The following is a 19,663-nucleotide window of genomic DNA, read 5'->3' on the forward strand; positions in this document are numbered from 1 at the left end:
GAAGTATGAGCCATTGATTTGACTGATTTGTGTAGTTACTTACTAGCCTAAATCAAGCTCTGCTTCCCTCCTGATTTACGTTTCACCCCTAAGCAGTTTTGTCAGTCAACCAACCACGAAGCCTTTGCTCGCGTCATTTTTTACTTAGTGACTACCTTTCTGGTTGAACAGGGAATCTTCTTCAAGCCTACAGGAGCAATGACTCAGGAAAAAGAAGGCGTTGTCTCGGTTCAGGCGGACGAGTCATACTGCATTAGGAGTGTGAAGTCGATTCCCGATTTGTCGATTGAAGTGGTCTTTACCAGTGGAGGCATTAGCAAGTTAGAACGCTACAAAGCTTTGGGTGTATTAGAAGTTTGGTTTTGGGAAGATGGATCGCTCAAGCTGTATCACCTTCAAGACGGTAGTTATGAACCCATCGATCGCAGCCAGCTACCCGGACTCAATGACCTGGATCTTGATTTATTGAAACGCTGCATCTTGATGGCGGAAACTGACGCTGGAGAAGCGATTAGAGCGTTCCGTCGAGAGATTTAGCGCGATACAAAGTCAGGACTTTTAGCAGAGGCGCTTCCGATAACGATTCGAGAAACTACCACGACCTCCGATGAGAGGGCGACTAGGTATCAGGAAAGGAGAAGCGTGAAGCGATCGCTTTTTCACCGTCAATCCCTCCCAACTTTTCCAGTAACACTTGCCACGTCTCAATCTGCTGCTGTAACTGCTATTCGGGCGATCGCTTTTAGCTATCCTGTCGGGATGCGATTCCCGACAGGATAGTTACGCTTCATGCACCATTTTTTAAGGCTATGCGGAATTAAGCGATCGCAAAGTGAAGTAGCTTGATGTATCACTTAAGCCCTAAATTATTCCTCCTGTACTTCAAGAGTATCCGTTAATACAGGCAAGCCCCAGTCGAGTAAAGAAAGTTGCTGCATTGTTAAACAATCATGCTTTGTTGCCATGCCACCTAAAAAAGAAAACAATGGATGTGGATGTGCGAGTATTCCATTTTCATTAATCATCGTTTTGTTAGGTGTTGGTTATTGGGGCTTTAGGCATCTAGATAAACTAGATATCAGTAAATTTTTGCCTAATAATCAACAACCAACCGCTCCTATTTTGACTTCTGCGCCTAGCCAGGGCATACCTGTTGCCAATTCTCCCCTTCCGAAAGGGATTCCGACTGCGACACCAACCGCCCATCCTCCTCTTCCGAAAGCGATTCCGATTGCGACACCAACAACCAAGCCACAAGTTGCAGCATTACCCGTAACCCCCAAGAAATTACCATCACCTCAAAATTCTTGGGATAAAAAGGAAATAAGAGGAATTTATTTGAGTCGGTATCAGGCGACTAATAATGCTAGCGAAAAAATGATTCGCGAACGAGTTCGTTTTTATCGCGCTCAAGGAATAAATACCATTATTCATGGGGTGTGGGGGAATGGTTGCACGATGTACAACAGCAATGTCATGCAGCAAACATTCGGATACAAAAGCTGTCCTAACCAATTTCAAGAGCAATGGTTAGATTGGTTGATTGATGAGGCGCACAAGCAGGGAATGCAAGTTCACGCCTATTTTGAAAAGGGGATTAAAATTGATAAAAATAGCCCAATTTTTGATTTAGCAATTTCTAAACGATGGATTGTTCCTGGGGTCGATAAAACCTACGCTGGCATCGAGCATTATGTACTGGATGTGGAGATTCCAGAGGTTGCTAATTTATTCAGAACAATCTCAGTAGAGTTCGTCAAAAAGTATCCAACCATCGATGCAGTTCAGTGGGATGATTACCTAGGTTATCATGCTGAATTACCAGGCAAAGTTGATCGCACGGCGCATTTAACTAAGTTTGTGCGGCAAATGAGAGGTGACATAAAGAAAGCTAACCCAAGGGTTAGTTTCGACCTTTGCCATCATAATCCTTATTGGGGTAAACGTTATTTTGCGGCTGATTGGGAAAATTGGAATGTTGATCGAGTTTTCATTCAAATTTATAACGATGCGAATTTTACCCAAGAACTAGATTATGCCCAAAATTATGCGGGAGTAGCTATTTCAGATAAGCAGTTGTCTCGTTTAAAAGCATTGGTTGATAACCCCAAAATCAAGAGTATTTTAGTGTTTCCCTCCTCTGGAAAACCAGAAGAGACTGCTGCTCTTGTCAAGAAGTTAACTCCAACGAGTAAATAGGGTAAGAATATAATAGATTTGCTGAAATAATTAGGCAAGGGAGTCTGCGCTGGGAGAAATGCTTACAACTTTCAACAAGCTGTCGTTACACAGACAGATAGGAGCGCGATCGCTACCTGAGTTTATTCCTGCTTTGTTCATTTTTATCAAAGTGACGGCGCTGAGGTAAATTTTGCCCCATTTAGCTGACTCAATGCCATCTCTAATATTTTGTAGTTCTTTTTAACTGTATGATGCTAAAGCGTTACCATAACACCATCGCTGGTTTGGGTAAACCTAAAGCAATTTCTGTATATGGTGGATAAAGAAGGAATGGATTCTTAATCCGTAACCTTAATTAATCCTCTTTGCAGGGCATCAAACACACGCTTAATTTGCAAATGATCTGTTTCGTTGTAGCATTTTTTCGATAAAAATGCGGACATGAGTAACCTTTGGTCAGTGCGCGTAATCTGCCGAAAGGCGAAAATGCGCTCAACAATTTGTTCTACTGATACTTTAGGTAGAGAGCGTTGGGATATCATCATTCTACGGGTAGATATTTTTGTATAAATCAAAACTCAGTATAATTTAAGTATGCAATATTTCTTTACAAATGTGGGCGATCGCGATCGTAGAAAGGCTGTAATATTTTCCTGAAAAATCCGTGATTCCCATCATTGACAAATAACGCGGAGTTTAAATAAAGTCAGTAATTTCCCGGTAAAATAGCTTGGCGTTGCAGCAAGAAGGCAAAAACAATGGCTCAGGCTCGTATTGGGATTATAGGTGGCAGTGGTCTTTACAAAATGGAAGCGCTCAAAGATGTGGAAGAGGTGCAAATTTCTACACCTTTTGGCTTTCCCTCTGATGCGTTGATATTGGGAACTTTAGATGAAACGCGAGTGGCTTTCCTAGCCCGTCACGGTCGAAATCACACGCTTTTACCTTCCGAGTTGCCATTTCGAGCGAATATCCACGCCATGAAGCAGCTAGGGGTCGAATATCTGATTTCTGCTTCCGCTGTTGGTTCCTTGAAGGAAGAAGCTAAACCTTTGGACATGGTAGTACCGGATCAATTTATTGACAGGACAAAAAATCGAGTTTCCACTTTTTTCGGAGAAGGAATTGTAGCGCACATTGCTTTTGCCGATCCGGTGTGTAATAAATTGGCTCTTGTTGTGGCGGATGCGATCGCATCCTTAAATTTACCAGATGTCACCCTCCATCGCGGCGGTACGTATGTCTGCATGGAAGGGCCAGCGTTTTCTACTAAAGCTGAATCCCATCTTTACCGTAGTTGGGGCGCGACAATTATTGGGATGACAAATTTACCGGAGGCGAAGTTAGCTAGAGAAGCTGAAATTGCCTATGCAACTTTAGCCTTAGTTACAGATTACGATTGTTGGCACCCAGATCACGACAGCGTAACCGTAGAAATGGTGATTGCTAATTTGCAACGCAATGCAGCTAATGCTCAAAAAGTAATTCAAGAAACTGTCCGCCGTCTGAGTGAAAATCCTCCAGTTTCTGATGCTCATTCTGCTTTGAAGTATGCAATTTTAACTCGCCTGGATAATGTTCCGGCAGAAACCAAGGAGAAGATGGAGTTGCTGTTGAAAAAGTATTTGTAAAGATGTAAGAGGGACTAAAGACATGGCTAGAGAAAACTTAGCCCCCTGCGCGGGCTAAGAAAATAAAATAGTAAATGTAGGTTAGGTTTTGAACCCTTAAAACCTAACCTACATTTATTCTTAACTTCTATCTTCTCTTTGCGTTCTTCGTGTCTTCGTGGTTCATAAAAAAACCACAATTTCAAGAGTGAAGAGCCAAGGACAGCTAAAGTCGCGACTAGACGAAACTTAGCCCGCCTGCTTGGACTAAGAAAATAAAATAGTGACTAGCCATTTAGAAGAACTTATTCACTGAGCAACTTCTTAAATTGAGCGTCGGAGCGAATCGCATCAAAAGCAGAGTCAGCTTTTGCTATTTCTTTATAATTAGGCTCAATATCAATTGCCCATTGTAGATTACCTATTGCTAAATTTACCCGGTATTGCACCGCATAACAACGAGAGTTGTTATACCGAGCTTCAGAAAAGTTTGGTTCAATCTTAACAGCCGCGTTATAAGATTGATTCGCCTCTAGATAACGACCTTCAGAAAAATAAGCATTTCCTTGGATTAAATAATCATTGGCATTTAAAATTTGGTTAGCATTGGCATCCAATTCTTGAATTGGCACTGCTAAATCAGATTGAGCATCTAAAGTAAATTCCGAAAGGTGATTTTGATACTCAGAGTTTATGGGTTCAATTTGTGGCTCATAATAATGGTTGTACCTCAGTGTTTCAAATTCTTGAGATACAATAATTTTCTGTTCTTTAAGTTCTCCTAATACAGCTTGAGCTTCTGAAATTAGGTTGTTTAGTTGCAGAAGACTGTCAGATCCTGCTTGGGTATTGTCAGTTAGATTTTTTAAGTTAGCAGTTACTTGTTCCTCTAGTTGGGTGGCAAATTTTTCTCGAATTTGCTCTAATTGATTTTGGGTTTCAGAAACTATTTGGTTAATGACAGTGCGACGTAGCAAAAAAACGCCGGCAGATGCCACAATCGGAAACAAAGTTAATATAAATAGTAAAGTATTGAGTAAAGTTGTGGTGCGGCTAAAGGCGCGGTCAACTTCCAATTGTACGCGATCGCGTATTTCCAACTCAAGCCGCAATCGTTCCACTTCCTGCTGTTCCTGAACCGATAGGGTTGTGGCAGCAGGCTGAGGTTGGGCAACGGCAGCAGCAGCAGATAGAAAAAGGAAGGAAAGCGCCAGGGCAACTTGCTTATTGATCTTCATGAGAATACTCTTAGCTTTAATCTAAGTATTCCCAACGTGTGCCAAAACTATCAGGTACTAGGAAAATTCGTGCAATCCCCACCTATAGAGTAATTAAAGATGCCTAATTAAAATGAAAGTTGAATTAGGCATCTTTAATTTGATTCAACCTACTTGATAAACAAAGCTGAGAGTTGCCCAGGCATTGACATCTAAAGCATAGCTGTCAGAGGATATACCAATATTTTCTCCAGACACAGACGCGATCGCGTTTTGCTTAACTAACGCACTAGCTTGATGTAAATCTTGCAGCAAGGCCCGCGCCACGACTAGCGGGTTAAACAATTCGGACACTCCTTCGCGCTGGGAACGCCGCCCAGAGGACATGGCAGCAAGGGTTTGGGTAAAGGGTGCGCGACTGGCGAACAAATGAATTTCCGCAAGCCCTGCCGGGCCTGCGATCGCCCATTCCAATGATGGAGGTTGTGGCACCGTCAGAGTTGCCCCCGCCGGAATAACAACATCTTGTAGGGCAGCGGTTGCTGCCGCCGTCGGGTTGCTTTCCAGGGCATCTGGAGTGGGAAATGACGGGGGATAATAGGCGATGCCAGAGCCGCTGCTATCGATGCCGAGTAGTATGAAATAAATCGGGCGATCGCTATAGTTTTGAATTCGGTACTGGACGCGGCTACCAATTGGTAAAGTGGGGATGCCTGCAAGGGCGGAAAGTTTTGAATTTTGGGTATTGATTGAATCAAGATTAGTTTCCTGCGTCCTCCGCAAAGTTTCTCGTTGCAGCAGCACCTGTTCTGTAGGAGAAATCATTTCCAACGTCGCCGCAATTGGGAGACGAGAAGACCCTTCATTTGCCGTCAAACGCCATAACTTAGCCGCCAGCAGTGTTTTCAGTTTCGGCGTTAAACGATTAACAGCTATTTTTACCGCTTCAGTCGGTTCTCCAGCTGTGTTGAAAATCAGATCCCGACCGGGAGAAAATAGTGCATAGCTGCCCGCCGAGTCGGTAGTCTCGACTTTGCCAAACAAATAATCTGCGGGTTGTTCGCCTGCTGTGACAACCGATGAGACAGAACTAACATTGGCAAAGGCACTGGTTGCATCTACGCGCTCAATTCGTTCTAGTTTGGTATCTAGAGCCACAGTCAAGCCGATATTCCGGGGCAATACGCGGATGGATTCTTGTACCAGTTGCCCGACTTGTAAATTAGACGTTTCTGACCCAAAAACAACTCGCGCCTTGGCAGTCAAACCCTCCTTAAAACGAATTTGCACTTGTACAGGTTGTTCATTGTTCGGAGTTGATAGTTGATTGCTGTTAACCACCAACAGAGAATTTACTCCGTAATATTCCCAAATGGGTGCTGGTAATCCTGCCAGCCACAAGTGTAAGAATTTGCCGCCTTCTTCCACGGCCGTAATCACACCATCCGCACCAATACCGATTTCAGGCGTCAAATTATAGGCAAGTGCGTATTGCTCGTTACTTTTTTGACCCATTAGCTGGGGCTGTTGCTCTTTACCTACCAGTTGTTCGACAACTCCAGCAGCCCGATTGAAGCTAACCTGAACCGTCGTGGGTGAGGTTGCTTGCCAGAGATGTTGAGTTAGGGCGTAGGTGAATAATCCGGCGCTAAAACCGCCCCAACGCGCCTCAGTTGCTGGCTGATTAGGGCCAGCTGCCGCCAGAACAATTCCAGGCGTTTCGCCGGATAGCAGCTTGTTGAGTGCTTCTGGCGAAGACTTGAGGCGCGATCGCAATTCTTCCTGAAAAGCTAGTTCCTCGTCGCTGGCTTGCTGCGCTAAGACCGTTTCCGGGCAAGTGCGAATCCGCAGGTTGCCCTGGAGGACGGTATCGCCGTCACTGTAACTGGTATCAAGTACCGTTGTCACTTGGTCAGTGGCAAGCGATCGCAGCAGCAAAAACAGCGTCTCTTCCAACAAATCATTCCCTACTGTTCCTTTGGTTGACAAAACGCCATCCACTGGCACTAAGGAATTTTGGATTCTAGATTTGGGATTTTGGATTAAAGAATCATCTTCATCCTTCATCCTTCCCACGCGGCTACCGTAGCCGCTGAAGTGAAACAGCACCACATCACCTGATGAAGCTTGTGCTGTCAAATGCTCAAGGAAAGCAGTTTCAATATTTCCCCGCGTTGCCTGAGCATCCGTCAGCGTCAAAATATCGCTGGGGTGAAAGCCAAACCTGTGAATCAAAAGTTCCCGTTGCAGTTCCACATCTGTCACGCAACCGAAAAGAGACGCTACTTTCGTCTCCGTGGTATGGGGGTACTGGTTAATTCCCACCAGTAGCGCCAACTTTCGCCCATTCGGTTGTGCCAGCGCTTGATAATAGCGATCCAGCAGAGGCACCGCTAGGCTTTGATCCCCCAGTAGAAGAGATAGCGCCGTTTCACTTACGCCCAGCGCCAAAAGCGCCATTCCCGCTCGTTGCAGAAAACTCCGCCGCTTCAATCCCATATCAGCTATTAGCTATGAGCCATCAGCTATAGCCTATCAGGGTCTAGGGAATACAGATAATTGCAAATTGAAGATTTCAAATTTAAGCAGCCTCCAATCTCAAATCTCAAATCTCAAATTTTAAACTTGCAATCTCATATTTTTTTGCTTCCTCTGGAACCTGCATCGCCCTTGCCAATTCTGCTGCAACTTCTGGGCGCGAAAACTCTGGTGGTGGCAATTCACCGCGCCGCAACATTTCTCGTACCTTCGTCCCCGACAGGTGAATGCGTTCACCGGGAGCGCTGGGGCTTGTCTTCGTCGTCGCCATCGTCTGAGTGCGCGTACAGTAGAAGGCGTGTTCAAACTTCATTGGCGTGATGCCCAATTCACCCGGTTCAAACTCATCAAAAATGTGCTGAGCATCGTAAGTTCCGTAGTAATCGCCGACACCCGCATGGTCGCGTCCAACAATGAAGTGAGTACAGCCGTAATTCTTGCGAATTAGGGCATGGAAAATCGCCTCTCTAGGGCCAGCGTAGCGCATCGCAGATGGATTAATTGCCAAAATTACCCGGTCTAGAGGATAGTAGTGTTCCAGAATAATCTCGTAGCAGCGCATCCGAATCTCTGCTGAGATGTCATCGTCTTTAGTGACTCCCACCAAGGGATGCAAAAACAAGCCATCTACGGTTTCTAAAGCACACTTCTGGATATATTCGTGCGCCCTGTGGATGGGGTTGCGAGTCTGGAAGCCGACAATCGTTTTCCAGCCCTTTTCCTTGAACATGGCGCGAGACTGGACGGGATCTATTTGGTAATTTGGGAATAAAGGATGAGGATCGCGTTGCAACAGCCAAACTGATCCTGCAAGATGAATTTCTCCTTGCTTGTAAACAACCTTAACGCCTGGGTGCTTTTCATCATCGGTGCGATAAACATTCACCGCCTCGCGGGTTTTGTCGTAGCGATATTTCTGGGTTAGTTCCAGAACGCCGACAAAGCGCCCAGTCGGGTCGTCCAGACGCACCAAACCGCCTTCTTTGAGATTTGCGGCTACCGACTCGTCCACCGAAAGCGTGACGGGAATTGACCACGGGAGACCATTGGCAAGGCGCATTTCCATCACTACGCGATCGTAGTCGGCTTGTTCCATAAAGCCAGTTAGCGGACTAAATCCCCCAATCGCAATCAGTTCTAAATCCGATGTTGCCCTTTCGTCTAGTTGCACTCTGGGCAAATAGTCGGCTTTATCGAGAAATTCTTGTTTTTGTTCTGGTGTAGCGATGCGATTAATTAGCTGACCGCCGTGAGGTGCTAGGCTCATATCGAATTGTAAATTTAGCTGCCAAATTATCCTACCAAGATATAGAGCCGGGAGATAAGAAACCTAGCCCCCCGCCCCCTTCCCTGCGAGGGAAGGGGGAGTCGGAGTTTCTTCCAGCTATAAATATTTTTCTTGTTCCTCTCCTTTTAGGAGAGGGTTAGGGAGAGGTTCTTCAAGTTTGCACTGAAAATTCCTCTGGATCGATTCCCCAATTCACCCAACGAATTGCCTCACGCGCTGACTTAACATCAGGAGGTACTCGCAAAGCATGAATAAATCCAGTGCTGGGACAAGTCATTTTTAATAAATAAATTGGCTCTACATCAACATCATTATCTATTTTTAATAGAGTGTATTCCTGCCAAAAGTCTAATTCAGTCGCTTGCAACTCTTGGCAAATTCGACTGTAACCAATTCCTTGGATTAAAACTCGCCTCAATTCGGCGTTATCCTCTTCTAAAAGCCATTGTGCGTGCCAGTGGTTCGGGTGCAGTACACCGTATTTTTCAGGTAATCCCACACCGTGGTAAGCATAGACACTGAATCCATCAGCAAATTGAATTGCTGGTGTGCCTTCTGCGTGTAGGCGTTGCTCGTTGTCAAAGGAGAGGACGCGAGGGCGATCGCACACATAGCAAACTTCTTCAAATGGAAAAATCCAACCACAATTTTTGATTAGCTGCTGAAGAACTTGCCATCTGTCTTGATGACAACTACACCCTAGAACTGAAATGAAATAGTCTAGTCTACCTATATTACTATAAAAATTCTCAGAACCCTTAGGAACATAATTGTTATAAAAAATCGATTCTTTTTTTTCAAGTAAATTTATTGTTTTATGATTTACCGCTTCAATAATATGCGATTCTATTGTTATTAATGACCAAAAATTTGCGCTGGTTTCCCTTAATAAATTATGCCTTATTTCATTAGCTAAGTTTATTGATATTGGTTTTATTCATTTACCTTCTAATAAGTCTATTATTTCAATATATTCATGAAGGTATGTATTCAATAATATATGTTTCCAAGCTAGATAAGGACTATCAAAAAAAAGAATCTTAGGCTCTTCTAAATCAATTGCGTTGTAGGCGGCTTTTACTACTGCCGTAGCTTTTTGACAGTTAATTGGTTCAGTAGAGAAGATAATTCGCTTCCACTTTTCCCAATAAACCGGAATCAAAGCTTCTTGTTCAGGCGTGAGTTGTTCAATTTTCTGTGACATCATGGTAGGCAGATAATAAAACCCCTAAAATTTTATTGGCATTCCCTATGAAGTATTCAGTCAAGTCAATAGAAACTACTTGCCCTTCTAATTTCAAAAATTTCCAAATAGTTCCGGTTGTTACAGTTCCATAAAGGGTTATAATTTCATTCCCCTCTCGTTCATTAAACAACTGTGCTGCTATCATTTCAGCTACGCATTGCCCCAATCCAGCCTTAATATTTTCATTTTTCGCTTCTACAATAGTAAGGACTGGAGCGCTAATAAAAAGCTGTTCTGAGGAACGGCTAACTAGAAAATCACAGATCCCATTTAATCCTCTTGCCGTATCTACATTAAAATCCACACCTGAAAATAAACTAACTTGATAATTTAAGCGTCTCCTAACTTCAATCAGGATAGGGGCTATAATCATTTCAGAACGAGCTTTCTCAGTATTAATAGCAGTAGCTAAAGGAAGATTCTCTTTAAGTGTAAAAGCTAAATGTTCGCTACATTCTACCGAAGGAACAGCCGCAAATAAATCTACTGTTTCGTTAATCGTTAAACTAAATAGTTTTTTAAGTTCGCTTAGGGTGAAGTCACTATAAGCCATAGTTATAAAAAAAGAGGCAAAAGACTTTACTTTTGCCTCTATCTTATACCTTATTACCGTTTACTCAAACCTTTCGATAATTCCACCGCCGAGTACGATATCTCCATCGTACAAAACCGCAGCTTGTCCAGGGGTAATTCCGAACTGAGGTTCATCGAAAACAAGCTTAATGCGCGAATCTTCTAGGGGGATTACGCTGACTGGTTCAGCCTTGGAACGATACCGGACTTGCACTTCGGCACGGATTGGACTGGTGGGTTCTGGGATAGAAACCCAGTTTAACCGCGCTGCGGTGCATTCAGGCTTGTGAGTGCTAGCGCGATCGCCTACAATAACCCGGTTCCGCACCGCATCCAACGCCACCACATACAACGGTTCCGCCGCCGCAATTCCCAGGCCCTTACGCTGTCCAATCGTGTAGTGATGGATACCTGTATGCTGTCCCAACACCTTGCCCGACTGGTCAACAATATCCCCTTCTTTTTGAGGAATGAACTTATCCAGAAACGCCTGCATGGAACCGTTGGCTTCCACCAAACACAAATCCATACTTTCCGGCTTATCAGCAGTCGTCAAGTTAAATTCTGCGGCAATTCGTCGGGTTTCTGTCTTCAGCATTTCTCCGAGGGGAAACATTGTTCCAGAAAGCAAATCTTGTGTCAAATCATACAAAAAGTACGACTGATCCTTAGACGAATCTACAGCCCGACGCAGCTGGTAAAGTCCAGTTTCCGCATCATAACTGATCCGCGCATAATGACCCGTAGCAATACGGTCAATTCCCAACTCTTCACGGGCATAGCGCAGCATTGGGCCAAATTTCACCGCCTTGTTGCACTGAGAACATGGCAATGGCGTGATACCCGATTCGTATCCCGCAACTAGGTAATCGACAATATTTGTCTGGAAAACATCCCGACTATCAACAATGTGATGAGGAACGCCCAACTGTTCGCAAATTGAAGCCGCATCGACCATCCCTTCAGAGCAGCATTGACCTTTACCCTTCATTAGCCAAAGGGTAAGGCCAACAACTTCGTAGCCCTGATGGTGCAGGGTTGCGGCTGCGACGGAACTATCAACTCCTCCGGAGAGACCAACGACGACTTTATTCATGGAACGAAAATTTGAATGACTGAATTATCAGTTTTTTCTCTAGAGTAACATTTTGGTTGTTAGTCATTAGTTATTAGCAAAGGATTACTGGCAGAGGTGTCCCGCCGGTGCTACAGAACGATGACTAATTGTGGTAAATTTACTACAAATTTTGCCGCCACAATTTCTGAAAGATAATCAGGAGGGCTGATTGGAAATGAGTAGCGATCGCCAGAATTTAGAAACCAGTCGCGAGAGAAAAAGTAAAACTTCTTTCCTCCTACGCCTCCTAGCTTGCCTCTTTTGGGGCGGATGTTGGCTCGTGGCATCTACACCAGCTTCGGCAAGACCCCTCCCTAGACCACCGGATGTGATTCCTGGCTTACCTCCATCGCCAAATGTTGAGCCACCGGCTCCTCAAGATCGTTTACCAACACTGTCACCAAATCCTGCTGGTAGACGTGAATTTGACTTTCAAGCACCACCCCCAAGGACGCGCAACAGAAATAGAGATGAGAATTTCTTAAGAGAAGGTAGAACTTCTCAGCTATATGGCGTTTACATCAACGGCGATAGTCCCCTACTGTTGGCGCAAGTCCGCAGGATAGAACCAGAAGCTTTTGTGCGCCACGGCGGGGGCATGATCCAAGCGGGAGTATTTTCTGATCAATCTAATGCCCAGCAGCGTGTTCAAGCTTTGGAAGAATGGGGCATTATGGCGCAAGTTAATACTTATTCTGGTGATGATGTCGATTCTCGTCCTGTAGAAAGAGGTAGAGACGAAATTGATGGCGTAGCCTATTTCGTGGTTGTTCCGGGAAGTAAGGACTATTTACCCGATATTGCCGCCCAAATGATTCGGTTGGGCTTCCCAGAGAATGCTGTTGCTCAAAGAAACTCACCGCGAGGGCCGCACGTTGCAATTGGCCCTTTTGCAGAACAATCAGAAGCAGAGCGTTGGACTAGCTTTCTGCGTTCTAATGGTATGGATGCGCGGGTTTATTTCGGGAGATAGATGGGGATTGGAGATTGAGATATTCATAGGTTACAGGCTGGGAAAATTATCTTACCAATTACCAATTACTTCGTGACTAATAGCTGAAAGGAAACTCACCTTGGTACAGGCGAAAAAACGGCAAGAACAAATTGAGCAAATTGTGGTGACTGCCCAACAAATGCGCGAAATTGAAGGGCGTATATTTGCGGCGGGAATGCCTGTGGCGGCTTTGATGGAAAAGGTGGCAAAGTTAATTGCATCTCGAATTGAAGCGCTTTATCCTTCCACCAACACGCGGCGTGTTGGCGTGTTGGTGGGGCCAGGTCACAATGGGGGCGATGCGTTGGTGGTTGCCCGCGAGTTGCACTTTCAGGGTTATGAGGTTGTTGTTTATCGTCCGATTTCTAAGTTAAAGGAATTGACTTCGCAACACGCCCAGTATGCGGATAGTTTGGGCATTCTTTGTTATGAGCAAATTGAGCAATTGCAAGACTGCGATTTAATAATCGATGGTTTGTTTGGGTTTGGGTTGGAAAGAGCGTTAGAAGGCCCCATTGCTTCTGCTATTAATCAGTTAAATGAGTGGTCGAAACTTGTAATTAGTATTGATTTGCCTTCGGGTTTGCATACGGATACTGGCGAGGTTTTGGGTACAGCGGTTCGTCCGGCTCGCACGTTTTGCTTAGGTTTGTGGAAACTTGCTTTTTTGCAGGATCAAGCGTTGGAATATGTCGGGACTGCTGAACTGATAGATTTTGATGTTCCACTTGCTGATATCTGGGCAGTTTTAGGACCACCGAAATTGAAGCGCGTGACAAAAACTGCTGCGATCGCTTATCTTCCCATACCCCGCGCCCCAGTGACTCACAAGTATAAACAAGGACATCTGCTGCTAATTTGCGGTTCTCACAAGTATGGTGGAGGCGCAATTCTATCCGGTTTGGGAGCGAGAGCTAGTGGCGTTGGGATGCTCTCAATTGCAGTGCCGGAATACCTGAAACCGTTACTGTTGGCACAGTTGCCGGAAGCGCTGATTATTGGTTGTCCGGAGACAGAAACGGGCGCGATCGCATCCTTACCAGATATCGAACTTGCTTCATTTAGCGCGATCGCTTGCGGACCCGGTGTAACAAAAGATGCCACGTCAGTAGTTGAAAAAGTTTTAGCAAGTGATCGCCCTCTGATTCTCGATGCCGATGGTTTGAATATCTTGGCTGAATTGGGAACCATCCCGACATTATCCAAGCGTCAAGCTGCAACGGTTTTAACGCCTCATGGCGGTGAGTTTAAGCGTCTGTTCCCATTAGGCGATCCCACGAAAGACCGAGTGCAGCTGGTGCGCGAGGCATCTAAACTCAGTGGTGCCACGATCCTCTTGAAGGGGGCGAGGACTGCGATCGCTAATCCTTCTGGTTCAGTATGGATTGTGCCGGAAAGCACACCAGCATTAGCCCGTGGTGGTAGTGGGGATGTGTTAACTGGGTTAATGGGTGGACTTGTGGCAGCGGCATCCTCAAAGGCATTGCCTCTAGAAGAGGTGGTGCAAAGTGCGGCTTGGTGGCACGCTCAAGCGGGAATTTTGGCTTCCCAGGAGCGAACTGAGTTGGGAGTCGATGCGTATACTTTGACACAGTATTTGATGGCAGTAGTGCGTGAAGGAGTTGAATAAGCGATCGCTTTCTCCTCAATCTTCTCCCAACGTCAGTAAATCTGCTTTTCTATCTACTACTAACCGCCGATTTTCTAGGCACTGCAAACCTATCAAAACCTCGGTAATTTCTTCACCCCCTAAGACGGAAATAGTAACTTCTTGACCATTAAAAACAACACTACCTGCGTAGAGGTTAAACTTAATTTCTCCCCGTGCAGTCTGCATATCCTGTTCCCGGATAAATGTCCATCCCAAACTCTCTACATCTTGGATATCCATCGCCAACCACTCAGTAAATCCCGTATCTAGCAACGCATTGACCGTAACTCCTGAACCATCACCTGCTATCAAATCAATCTCAAAAAGCAGCTCACCCTTTTCACCAAAATAGCCTTGAATCATATTCTGCCAACGCACCCTGCCTCATTCAAGCGCTTTTCCAAAATTCGGGCTTTGGGGTATTTCTCACGGGCTTTTTGAAAGGCGATTTCTGGATTGGGGTCAATAAAATAATCTCCACTTTCTGGCTCAATCATAATTGACCAGTTGTAATGTTCCTTAACCAATTCCGGGTAAACTCGGTTAAAAATCTCTCGGCATCGCTGGGCAAATGCTTCATTCTCAGCCTCGCGTCTAGCTATCTCTTCTGGAGAAAGTAGTGCGCGGTCAGGGAAAATTCGGCTGCCGCGTGGCACTCGCCTATGGGTTTTCTGGCTCATTATTACAATTAGGTTAGTGGTGTAAACTTTAATATTATATTTTGAGGTAATGTGGCGCGATCGCGTAGATTAAATTATTTAAAATTGACATATTTATGAAAGCGATCGCATTTTAAAATAACTGAAAGCGAGTATTAATAAAAAAGTGATTATTATCGTAATGGGTGTTTCTGGCAGCGGCAAATCAACCGTCGCTGAATTGTTGGCAAAAGAACTGAACTGGGATTTCAGCGATGCTGACTCCTTCCACTCGCCAACTAATATTGAAAAGATGAGCCAAGGCGTTCCCCTCACCGATACCGACAGAATGCCTTGGCTGCAAACAATGCAACAAGCCATCGACCAATGGCTACAAGAAGATAAAAACGTAGTTCTAGCGTGTTCTGCCCTGAAAGAATCCTATCGTCAAGCACTGTGGCGAGACCCCGAACAAATGGAGCTAGTCTACCTCAAGGGAAGCTTTGAAGCGATCGCGCAGCGGCTAGGGTCACGCCAAAACCACTTTATGACCAAAAAGCTCTTGCAAAGCCAGTTTGACACCCTAGAGGAGCCACAAAAAGGCATCACAGTAGATGTTTCTGGGCCGCCAGAGGCGATTGTGCAGCAAATTCAGAGGCATCTTGGACTTTAGATTCCTCAGCCGAAATCCGAAATCTAAAATCTCAACCCTACACCGCCCTGCACCGAGACAGCCGTTCCGCCACCGTCGCGGTAGGCATCAAAAGCAATAATCGCGTTGCCAAAAAGCACTGTATTGCTATTAGGAATAACGTAATCAATCCCAGGCTGTAAAGCAAAACTGGTTTTATCTCCTACAGGTGAAGGTGTTCGATTTCCACTGCCAAAAGCAACACCCGCCCCCAAGTAAGCATCAGTTTGCCAATTAAGCGGGACATCATAAGAAATCGTTGACACAACCGCAGGACTAGCACCAATCAAAGCTTGCGCTCTTAGAGAAATAGGAGCTTGCAGCAGTTTATAGCGTACAGCAATCACCCCTCCCGCTTGGCGACCTTCTCCGAAATCGTTTTCATTAATCCCCACCGTAGCACCAACACCTACGTAACTTCCGTATGCTGCCTGAGCTGATACTGGCTTGCCAAAGCTAACGCCTACTCTACCAGAAGCCGAATCAGCTACGGGAACTAAAAAGTAAAAACTTAAAACTAGCAAATAAAAAAGGCTTTTTTTTACCTTCTTCCTTTTACCTTCTACAGCGGCTCCCAATTCCAAAAGCAAACCCATAAAATGCCCCATTTCCCCACTCCTCAACGCCTATGAAGCATAAAGCTCCATATTTTTGTCGATTTTATTCTAATTTATCTTGAATTTCCAAGCGTAAGCTGTTGTTGACAATAAGAAACACAAAACCCCGTTCAATTTCTCTGAACAGGGTTTTGTCTCTCGATTGGTTTCTTATGCCGAAAAGTTACTCTCCAACTGGCACAATTACCTTATCAATCACATGGATAACGCCGTTGGTGGCTTGAATGTCAGGTTGAACAACTTTGGCGTTATTCACCATCACGCCATCAGTTCCTTTCTTCACCTTCACCGAACTGCCTTCTACAGTAGCAACGGAACCAGAACTCAACTGAGTGGATGTCACTTTACCCGGAAGGACGTGGTAAGTCAATATTTTAGTTAATAAAGCTTTATTCTCTGGCTTCAGCAACTCTTCCACAGTACCGGGAGGTAAAGCAGCAAAGGCTGCATCTGTCGGCGCAAAAACTGTGAAGGGGCCAGCTTGTGATAGGGTGTCAGTCAAACCTGCGGCTTTTAAGGCAGCAGTGAGAACTTTGAATGAACCATTTTGAGCAGCTACAGAAACTACGTTGCCGTTCGGGGATGTGGTTGCTCCTTCTTTAGGAGATGGTGCCGCATTTGTATCTATCGGAGCCTTGCGATCGCTATTGTTGCTAGGCTGGCTTATATTACTTGGGGTTTGGGGTTTGGGCTTCTCCTGGGCAATGGCTGGCAAACCCATTAGCACACTAGCACTTACAACTCCTACTAGGCTAGCCAGCGGTTGAATCAAATTTTTACGATTCTGATTATTCATTGCTGAAGATTTTCCTGAAAGCTAGGAGTCTATTGACTTAAACTAACTTCACTTTTTGTTGCACTTCTTTACATCTGTCTTTAGGATGAGCTTCCCGTTGCTGTCCCTACAGTTGAAGCAACCCAAAATAGGAGAAATTTGGGGATGTGAAGTAGAAAAAAGGTGTGACTGATAAAGGTTATAAGCCTTAAAAACCTTCGGATAAACTCGCTCTTAATCTAGCTGTTGCCAAGTTGATAATAATCCTTTAGATATACTCCATAAGAAAGCCTAAAGTTAGGCTTGCGGGTAAAGTTAGCTGAAATAGGAAATATTTCATACTTGGGACTCTAGACTTTTTCTTTTCGATTTAACCTCTAGCAATCCCTAATTTGGAGCGATTAAAGAGCGATCGCTACCTCTTCCATCTGGGGAAGTAGCACGATTGTCATCTCATCAGCAACCGTCCTATAGGTTGATACCTTCCTTGTCAGCCAAAATTTCATCAACTTAAGATAGCAAGCTGTAAAAACTATTTTTTTCAGCCAAAAATATGAATTTATACTTTAAAATTCTATGCCTTTTGGTTATAACCTCTGATAGAGGGTACCAAGATACCGCAGTTGATATTCTGAGAATAAGAAAAGAAAAAAATAAAACATTATTAACGACGGAGTTGAAAAATGGGAATTATTGCTTGGATTGTTTTAGGTTTAATTGCTGGCGCTATTGCTAAAGCCATCTATCCCGGTCATCAAGGCGGCGGTATTTTCGCCACAATGGGTTTAGGTATTTTGGGAGCCTTAGTTGGTGGCTATTTAGGAAGTATGTTCTTCGGTACGTCGGGAGGGGCAGCTTATGGAGCGCTAACTATTCCTAGCATTGCCTTTGCAGTCTTGGGCGCACTGGTTCTACTATTTCTGTGGGGTCTGCTTACCCGTCAGAGTGCTTAATAATAAACTTTTTGAAACGTTAATAACCACGGAGTTGAAAAATGGGAATTATTGCTTGGATTGTTTTAGGTTTGATTGCTGGTGCTATTGCTAAGGCCATCTATCCTGGTCATCAAGGCGGTGGTATTTTTGCAACAATGGGTTTAGGTATTTTGGGCGCGTTAGTTGGTGGTTATCTAGGAAGTATGTTCTTCGGTACATCGGGAGGCGCAGCCTATGGAGCGCTAACTATTCCTAGCATTGCCTTTGCAGTCTTGGGCGCACTGGTTCTACTATTTCTGTGGGGTCTACTTACCCGTCAGAGTGCTTAATAAAAACTTTGTTTTGTTACATATAATGAAAGTCCCCTAGCTTCAAGCTAGGGGACTTTCATTATATTCGTTAAAATTGTAATATCAACCGCTATATTTACAAAAACAATAATTTAGATATAAAAATAAGGGGATAAAATAGAATCGTGGGATTTAAAATACTTTATAAAAGTATTATTTAGTAATAGCATCAGCAAGCCAAGTAAAATTAAGAATTAAAAGAATTGCGGCTTGGCGTTCTGATTTAAAGCGAAAAAATGACAACTGCGGTAGGCTAAAAGCGTTAAATTGACCAAAGACGCGATCGCGTCTCTCGGTTCTGAAAAACTTGCAGGAAAGACAAAATGCTGGAATTATACCAATTTGAACTATCCCACTACTCTGAAAAAGTAAGGCTGATATTGGATTACAAAGGGCTACCCTACCGCAAAATAGAAGTAACCCCCGGAGTGGGACAAGTGGAACTGTTCCGGATGTCTGGTCAAAGACAAGTACCAGTGCTGAAAGATGGAAATACGGTAATAGCTGATTCTACAGCGATCGCTATGTACCTCGACCGACAATATCCAGACCGACCCCTAATTCCAGTTGACCCCAAACAAAAAGGCTTATGCTTAGCTTTAGAAGATTGGGCAGATGAATCAATTGGTCTGAAAAGTCGTAAAGTATTGTTTGGAGCAATCAGCCAAAATCAGAATTTCCGCACCTCGATTTTACCCAGCAACACGCCCGATGTGGTCAAAACTCTCGTTGGTGCAGTACCGGGTGAAGTGCTGAATATTCTGGGCTTAGGTGTCGGCTACGGCCCAGATGCCGTACAATCAGCAACAACTGACCTCAGACAAAACCTGGAAGCCATCAACCTGATCCTAACGGAAAGTCCTTACCTGGTTGGCGACTACCCAACACTGGCAGATTTTGCTGTCGCGGGACTGAGTATGCTAATCAAATTCCCCGAAGGGCCTTATCTCGACCTTCCCGAAACCCTAAAAGGTAAAGGAATCCCCGGATTTGCGGAAAATGTCGCCTACGAAACATTTTTCAACTGGCGCGATCGCTTATACGCAGATTATCGCAAACCCTTGAGCGCCAACACTACCGCAGGTGGAACCGGATCGACACCGACAGCGATTGAAATTGATTAAAAGATCCTAGGATAGCGATCGCTATTATCTAAGAAACAGGGTGAGCAATGCTCACCCTACTAATTGTTTTGATGACTTTTTTCCCACCTAGTTAACGTAGGAATGAAACCCTACTACA

General features: G+C 44.5%; 21 protein-coding genes and 2 pseudogenes. 10 read left to right on the plus strand and 13 right to left on the minus strand.

Annotated elements, in window-relative coordinates:
- Positions 1-114 precede the first annotated feature (114 nt).
- Positions 115-537 (plus strand): annotated as a pseudogene (locus H6F66_RS08980) (Uma2 family endonuclease); the annotation flags it as partial.
- Positions 538-642: 105 nt separating this feature from the next.
- On the plus strand, positions 643-780 hold the full coding sequence (locus H6F66_RS08985) for a hypothetical protein (RefSeq protein WP_190420382.1): 138 nt from the start codon (positions 643-645) through the stop codon (positions 778-780).
- Between the two features lie 86 nt (positions 781-866).
- Here H6F66_RS08985 and H6F66_RS08990 read toward each other — a convergent pair whose 3' ends face one another.
- A complete protein-coding gene (locus H6F66_RS08990) occupies positions 867-1,025 on the minus strand; it encodes a hypothetical protein (protein ID WP_190420666.1) in 159 nt (52 codons plus the stop codon).
- Here H6F66_RS08990 and H6F66_RS08995 point away from each other — a divergent pair.
- The gene (locus H6F66_RS08995; protein ID WP_190420384.1) at positions 964-2,199 is read left to right on the plus strand and encodes a family 10 glycosylhydrolase; all 1,236 of its coding nucleotides are present in this window, start codon (positions 964-966) and stop codon (positions 2,197-2,199) included. The two genes, H6F66_RS08990 and H6F66_RS08995, sit on opposite strands and share 62 nt — an antisense overlap.
- A gap of 320 nt (positions 2,200-2,519) precedes the next feature.
- Here the strand turns inward: H6F66_RS08995 and H6F66_RS27990 are convergent, their stop codons facing one another.
- Entirely contained in the window at positions 2,520-2,726 is a 207-nt protein-coding gene (locus tag H6F66_RS27990) for a hypothetical protein (protein WP_206755776.1), read from the minus strand.
- 213 nt (positions 2,727-2,939) lie between these two features.
- Here H6F66_RS27990 and H6F66_RS09000 point away from each other — a divergent pair, with 213 nt between their 5' ends.
- Positions 2,940-3,812, plus strand: a complete 873-nt coding sequence (locus tag H6F66_RS09000; protein WP_190420385.1) for an S-methyl-5'-thioadenosine phosphorylase — start codon at positions 2,940-2,942, stop codon at positions 3,810-3,812.
- A gap of 284 nt (positions 3,813-4,096) precedes the next feature.
- Here the strand turns inward: H6F66_RS09000 and H6F66_RS09005 are convergent, their stop codons facing one another.
- The 7 genes and pseudogenes from H6F66_RS09005 to H6F66_RS09035 form a co-directional block, all read right to left on the minus strand.
- Positions 4,097-5,029, minus strand: a complete 933-nt coding sequence (locus H6F66_RS09005; protein WP_190420387.1) for a tetratricopeptide repeat protein — start codon at positions 5,027-5,029, stop codon at positions 4,097-4,099.
- Positions 5,030-5,173: 144 nt separating this feature from the next.
- Positions 5,174-7,507 (minus strand): caspase family protein, encoded by a 2,334-nt coding sequence (locus H6F66_RS09010; protein WP_199294941.1) that lies wholly within the window; start codon positions 7,505-7,507, stop codon positions 5,174-5,176.
- A gap of 106 nt (positions 7,508-7,613) precedes the next feature.
- Positions 7,614-8,813, minus strand: coding sequence for a sulfate adenylyltransferase (gene sat / locus H6F66_RS09015; RefSeq protein ID WP_190420389.1), 1,200 nt, complete (start codon positions 8,811-8,813; stop codon positions 7,614-7,616).
- Between the two features lie 172 nt (positions 8,814-8,985).
- Positions 8,986-10,038 (minus strand): annotated as a pseudogene (locus tag H6F66_RS29275) (DUF6745 domain-containing protein).
- Complete coding sequence (locus H6F66_RS09025; protein WP_190420391.1) at positions 10,022-10,633, minus strand: hypothetical protein; 612 nt, start codon at positions 10,631-10,633, stop codon at positions 10,022-10,024. Before H6F66_RS09025 ends, H6F66_RS29275 begins: the two are co-directional and overlap by 17 nt.
- A gap of 60 nt (positions 10,634-10,693) precedes the next feature.
- Positions 10,694-11,749, minus strand: coding sequence for a tRNA 2-thiouridine(34) synthase MnmA (mnmA, locus tag H6F66_RS09030; RefSeq protein ID WP_190420393.1), 1,056 nt, complete (start codon positions 11,747-11,749; stop codon positions 10,694-10,696).
- Positions 11,750-11,859: 110 nt separating this feature from the next.
- Positions 11,860-12,057 (minus strand): hypothetical protein, encoded by a 198-nt coding sequence (locus H6F66_RS09035; RefSeq protein ID WP_190420395.1) that lies wholly within the window; start codon positions 12,055-12,057, stop codon positions 11,860-11,862.
- Between H6F66_RS09035 and H6F66_RS09040 the strand changes: the two genes are divergently transcribed.
- Together H6F66_RS09040 and H6F66_RS09045 are read left to right on the plus strand one after the other, a co-directional pair.
- Positions 12,051-12,743, plus strand: a complete 693-nt coding sequence (locus H6F66_RS09040; protein WP_190420397.1) for a hypothetical protein — start codon at positions 12,051-12,053, stop codon at positions 12,741-12,743. The two genes, H6F66_RS09035 and H6F66_RS09040, sit on opposite strands and share 7 nt — an antisense overlap.
- 100 nt (positions 12,744-12,843) lie before the next feature.
- Positions 12,844-14,394, plus strand: a complete 1,551-nt coding sequence (locus tag H6F66_RS09045; protein ID WP_277873815.1) for an NAD(P)H-hydrate dehydratase — start codon at positions 12,844-12,846, stop codon at positions 14,392-14,394.
- A gap of 15 nt (positions 14,395-14,409) precedes the next feature.
- On the opposite strand, the gene H6F66_RS09050 is transcribed toward H6F66_RS09045, so the two are convergent.
- Positions 14,410-14,778 carry an aspartyl protease gene (locus H6F66_RS09050; RefSeq protein ID WP_190420642.1) on the minus strand — a complete coding sequence of 123 codons (369 nt, stop codon included), beginning with the start codon at positions 14,776-14,778 and terminating at the stop codon, positions 14,410-14,412.
- Positions 14,775-15,095 (minus strand): hypothetical protein, encoded by a 321-nt coding sequence (locus H6F66_RS09055; RefSeq protein WP_190420399.1) that lies wholly within the window; start codon positions 15,093-15,095, stop codon positions 14,775-14,777. Before H6F66_RS09055 ends, H6F66_RS09050 begins: the two co-directional genes overlap by 4 nt.
- 145 nt (positions 15,096-15,240) lie before the next feature.
- Between H6F66_RS09055 and H6F66_RS09060 the strand changes: the two genes are divergently transcribed.
- On the plus strand, positions 15,241-15,726 hold the full coding sequence (locus tag H6F66_RS09060; protein WP_190420401.1) for a gluconokinase, GntK/IdnK-type: 486 nt from the start codon (positions 15,241-15,243) through the stop codon (positions 15,724-15,726).
- Positions 15,727-15,749: 23 nt separating this feature from the next.
- On the opposite strand, the gene H6F66_RS09065 is transcribed toward H6F66_RS09060, so the two are convergent.
- Positions 15,750-16,352 (minus strand): hypothetical protein, encoded by a 603-nt coding sequence (locus tag H6F66_RS09065; RefSeq protein WP_199294949.1) that lies wholly within the window; start codon positions 16,350-16,352, stop codon positions 15,750-15,752.
- 172 nt (positions 16,353-16,524) lie between these two features.
- The gene (locus tag H6F66_RS09070) at positions 16,525-17,157 is read right to left on the minus strand and encodes a fasciclin domain-containing protein (protein WP_190420403.1); all 633 of its coding nucleotides are present in this window, start codon (positions 17,155-17,157) and stop codon (positions 16,525-16,527) included.
- A 662-nt stretch (positions 17,158-17,819) separates the two neighbouring features.
- Here H6F66_RS09070 and H6F66_RS09075 point away from each other — a divergent pair.
- The 3 genes from H6F66_RS09075 to H6F66_RS09085 all read left to right on the plus strand — a co-directional run bounded on the left by H6F66_RS09075 (position 17,820) and on the right by H6F66_RS09085 (position 19,545).
- On the plus strand, positions 17,820-18,089 hold the full coding sequence (locus H6F66_RS09075) for a GlsB/YeaQ/YmgE family stress response membrane protein (protein WP_190420405.1): 270 nt from the start codon (positions 17,820-17,822) through the stop codon (positions 18,087-18,089).
- 41 nt (positions 18,090-18,130) lie between these two features.
- A complete protein-coding gene (locus H6F66_RS09080) occupies positions 18,131-18,400 on the plus strand; it encodes a GlsB/YeaQ/YmgE family stress response membrane protein (protein WP_190420405.1) in 270 nt (89 codons plus the stop codon).
- Positions 18,401-18,744: 344 nt separating this feature from the next.
- Positions 18,745-19,545, plus strand: coding sequence for a glutathione S-transferase family protein (locus tag H6F66_RS09085; RefSeq protein ID WP_190420407.1), 801 nt, complete (start codon positions 18,745-18,747; stop codon positions 19,543-19,545).
- The last annotated feature ends 118 nt before the right edge of the window (positions 19,546-19,663 follow it).

Source organism: Trichocoleus sp. FACHB-6, from assembly GCF_014695815.1.
Taxonomy (GTDB): Bacteria; Cyanobacteriota; Cyanobacteriia; order Cyanobacteriales; family FACHB-T130; genus Funiculus; species Funiculus sociatus.

Coding starts and splice junctions, on each gene's coding strand:
- H6F66_RS08995 (WP_190420384.1), top strand. CDS start 964: ATGCCACCTAAAAAAGAAAACAATGGATGTGGATGTGCGAGTATTCCA.
- H6F66_RS08990 (WP_190420666.1), bottom strand. CDS start 1,025: ATGATTAATGAAAATGGAATACTCGCACATCCACATCCATTGTTTTCT.
- H6F66_RS27990 (WP_206755776.1), bottom strand. CDS start 2,726: ATGATGATATCCCAACGCTCTCTACCTAAAGTATCAGTAGAACAAATT.
- H6F66_RS09000 (WP_190420385.1), top strand. CDS start 2,940: ATGGCTCAGGCTCGTATTGGGATTATAGGTGGCAGTGGTCTTTACAAA.
- H6F66_RS09005 (WP_190420387.1), bottom strand. CDS start 5,029: ATGAAGATCAATAAGCAAGTTGCCCTGGCGCTTTCCTTCCTTTTTCTA.
- H6F66_RS09010 (WP_199294941.1), bottom strand. CDS start 7,507: ATGGGATTGAAGCGGCGGAGTTTTCTGCAACGAGCGGGAATGGCGCTT.
- sat (WP_190420389.1), bottom strand. CDS start 8,813: ATGAGCCTAGCACCTCACGGCGGTCAGCTAATTAATCGCATCGCTACA.
- H6F66_RS09025 (WP_190420391.1), bottom strand. CDS start 10,633: ATGGCTTATAGTGACTTCACCCTAAGCGAACTTAAAAAACTATTTAGT.
- mnmA (WP_190420393.1), bottom strand. CDS start 11,749: ATGAATAAAGTCGTCGTTGGTCTCTCCGGAGGAGTTGATAGTTCCGTC.
- H6F66_RS09035 (WP_190420395.1), bottom strand. CDS start 12,057: ATGCCACGAGCCAACATCCGCCCCAAAAGAGGCAAGCTAGGAGGCGTA.
- H6F66_RS09050 (WP_190420642.1), bottom strand. CDS start 14,778: ATGATTCAAGGCTATTTTGGTGAAAAGGGTGAGCTGCTTTTTGAGATT.
- H6F66_RS09055 (WP_190420399.1), bottom strand. CDS start 15,095: ATGAGCCAGAAAACCCATAGGCGAGTGCCACGCGGCAGCCGAATTTTC.
- H6F66_RS09065 (WP_199294949.1), bottom strand. CDS start 16,352: ATGGGGCATTTTATGGGTTTGCTTTTGGAATTGGGAGCCGCTGTAGAA.
- H6F66_RS09070 (WP_190420403.1), bottom strand. CDS start 17,157: ATGAATAATCAGAATCGTAAAAATTTGATTCAACCGCTGGCTAGCCTA.
- H6F66_RS09075 (WP_190420405.1), top strand. CDS start 17,820: ATGGGAATTATTGCTTGGATTGTTTTAGGTTTAATTGCTGGCGCTATT.
- H6F66_RS09080 (WP_190420405.1), top strand. CDS start 18,131: ATGGGAATTATTGCTTGGATTGTTTTAGGTTTGATTGCTGGTGCTATT.
- H6F66_RS09085 (WP_190420407.1), top strand. CDS start 18,745: ATGCTGGAATTATACCAATTTGAACTATCCCACTACTCTGAAAAAGTA.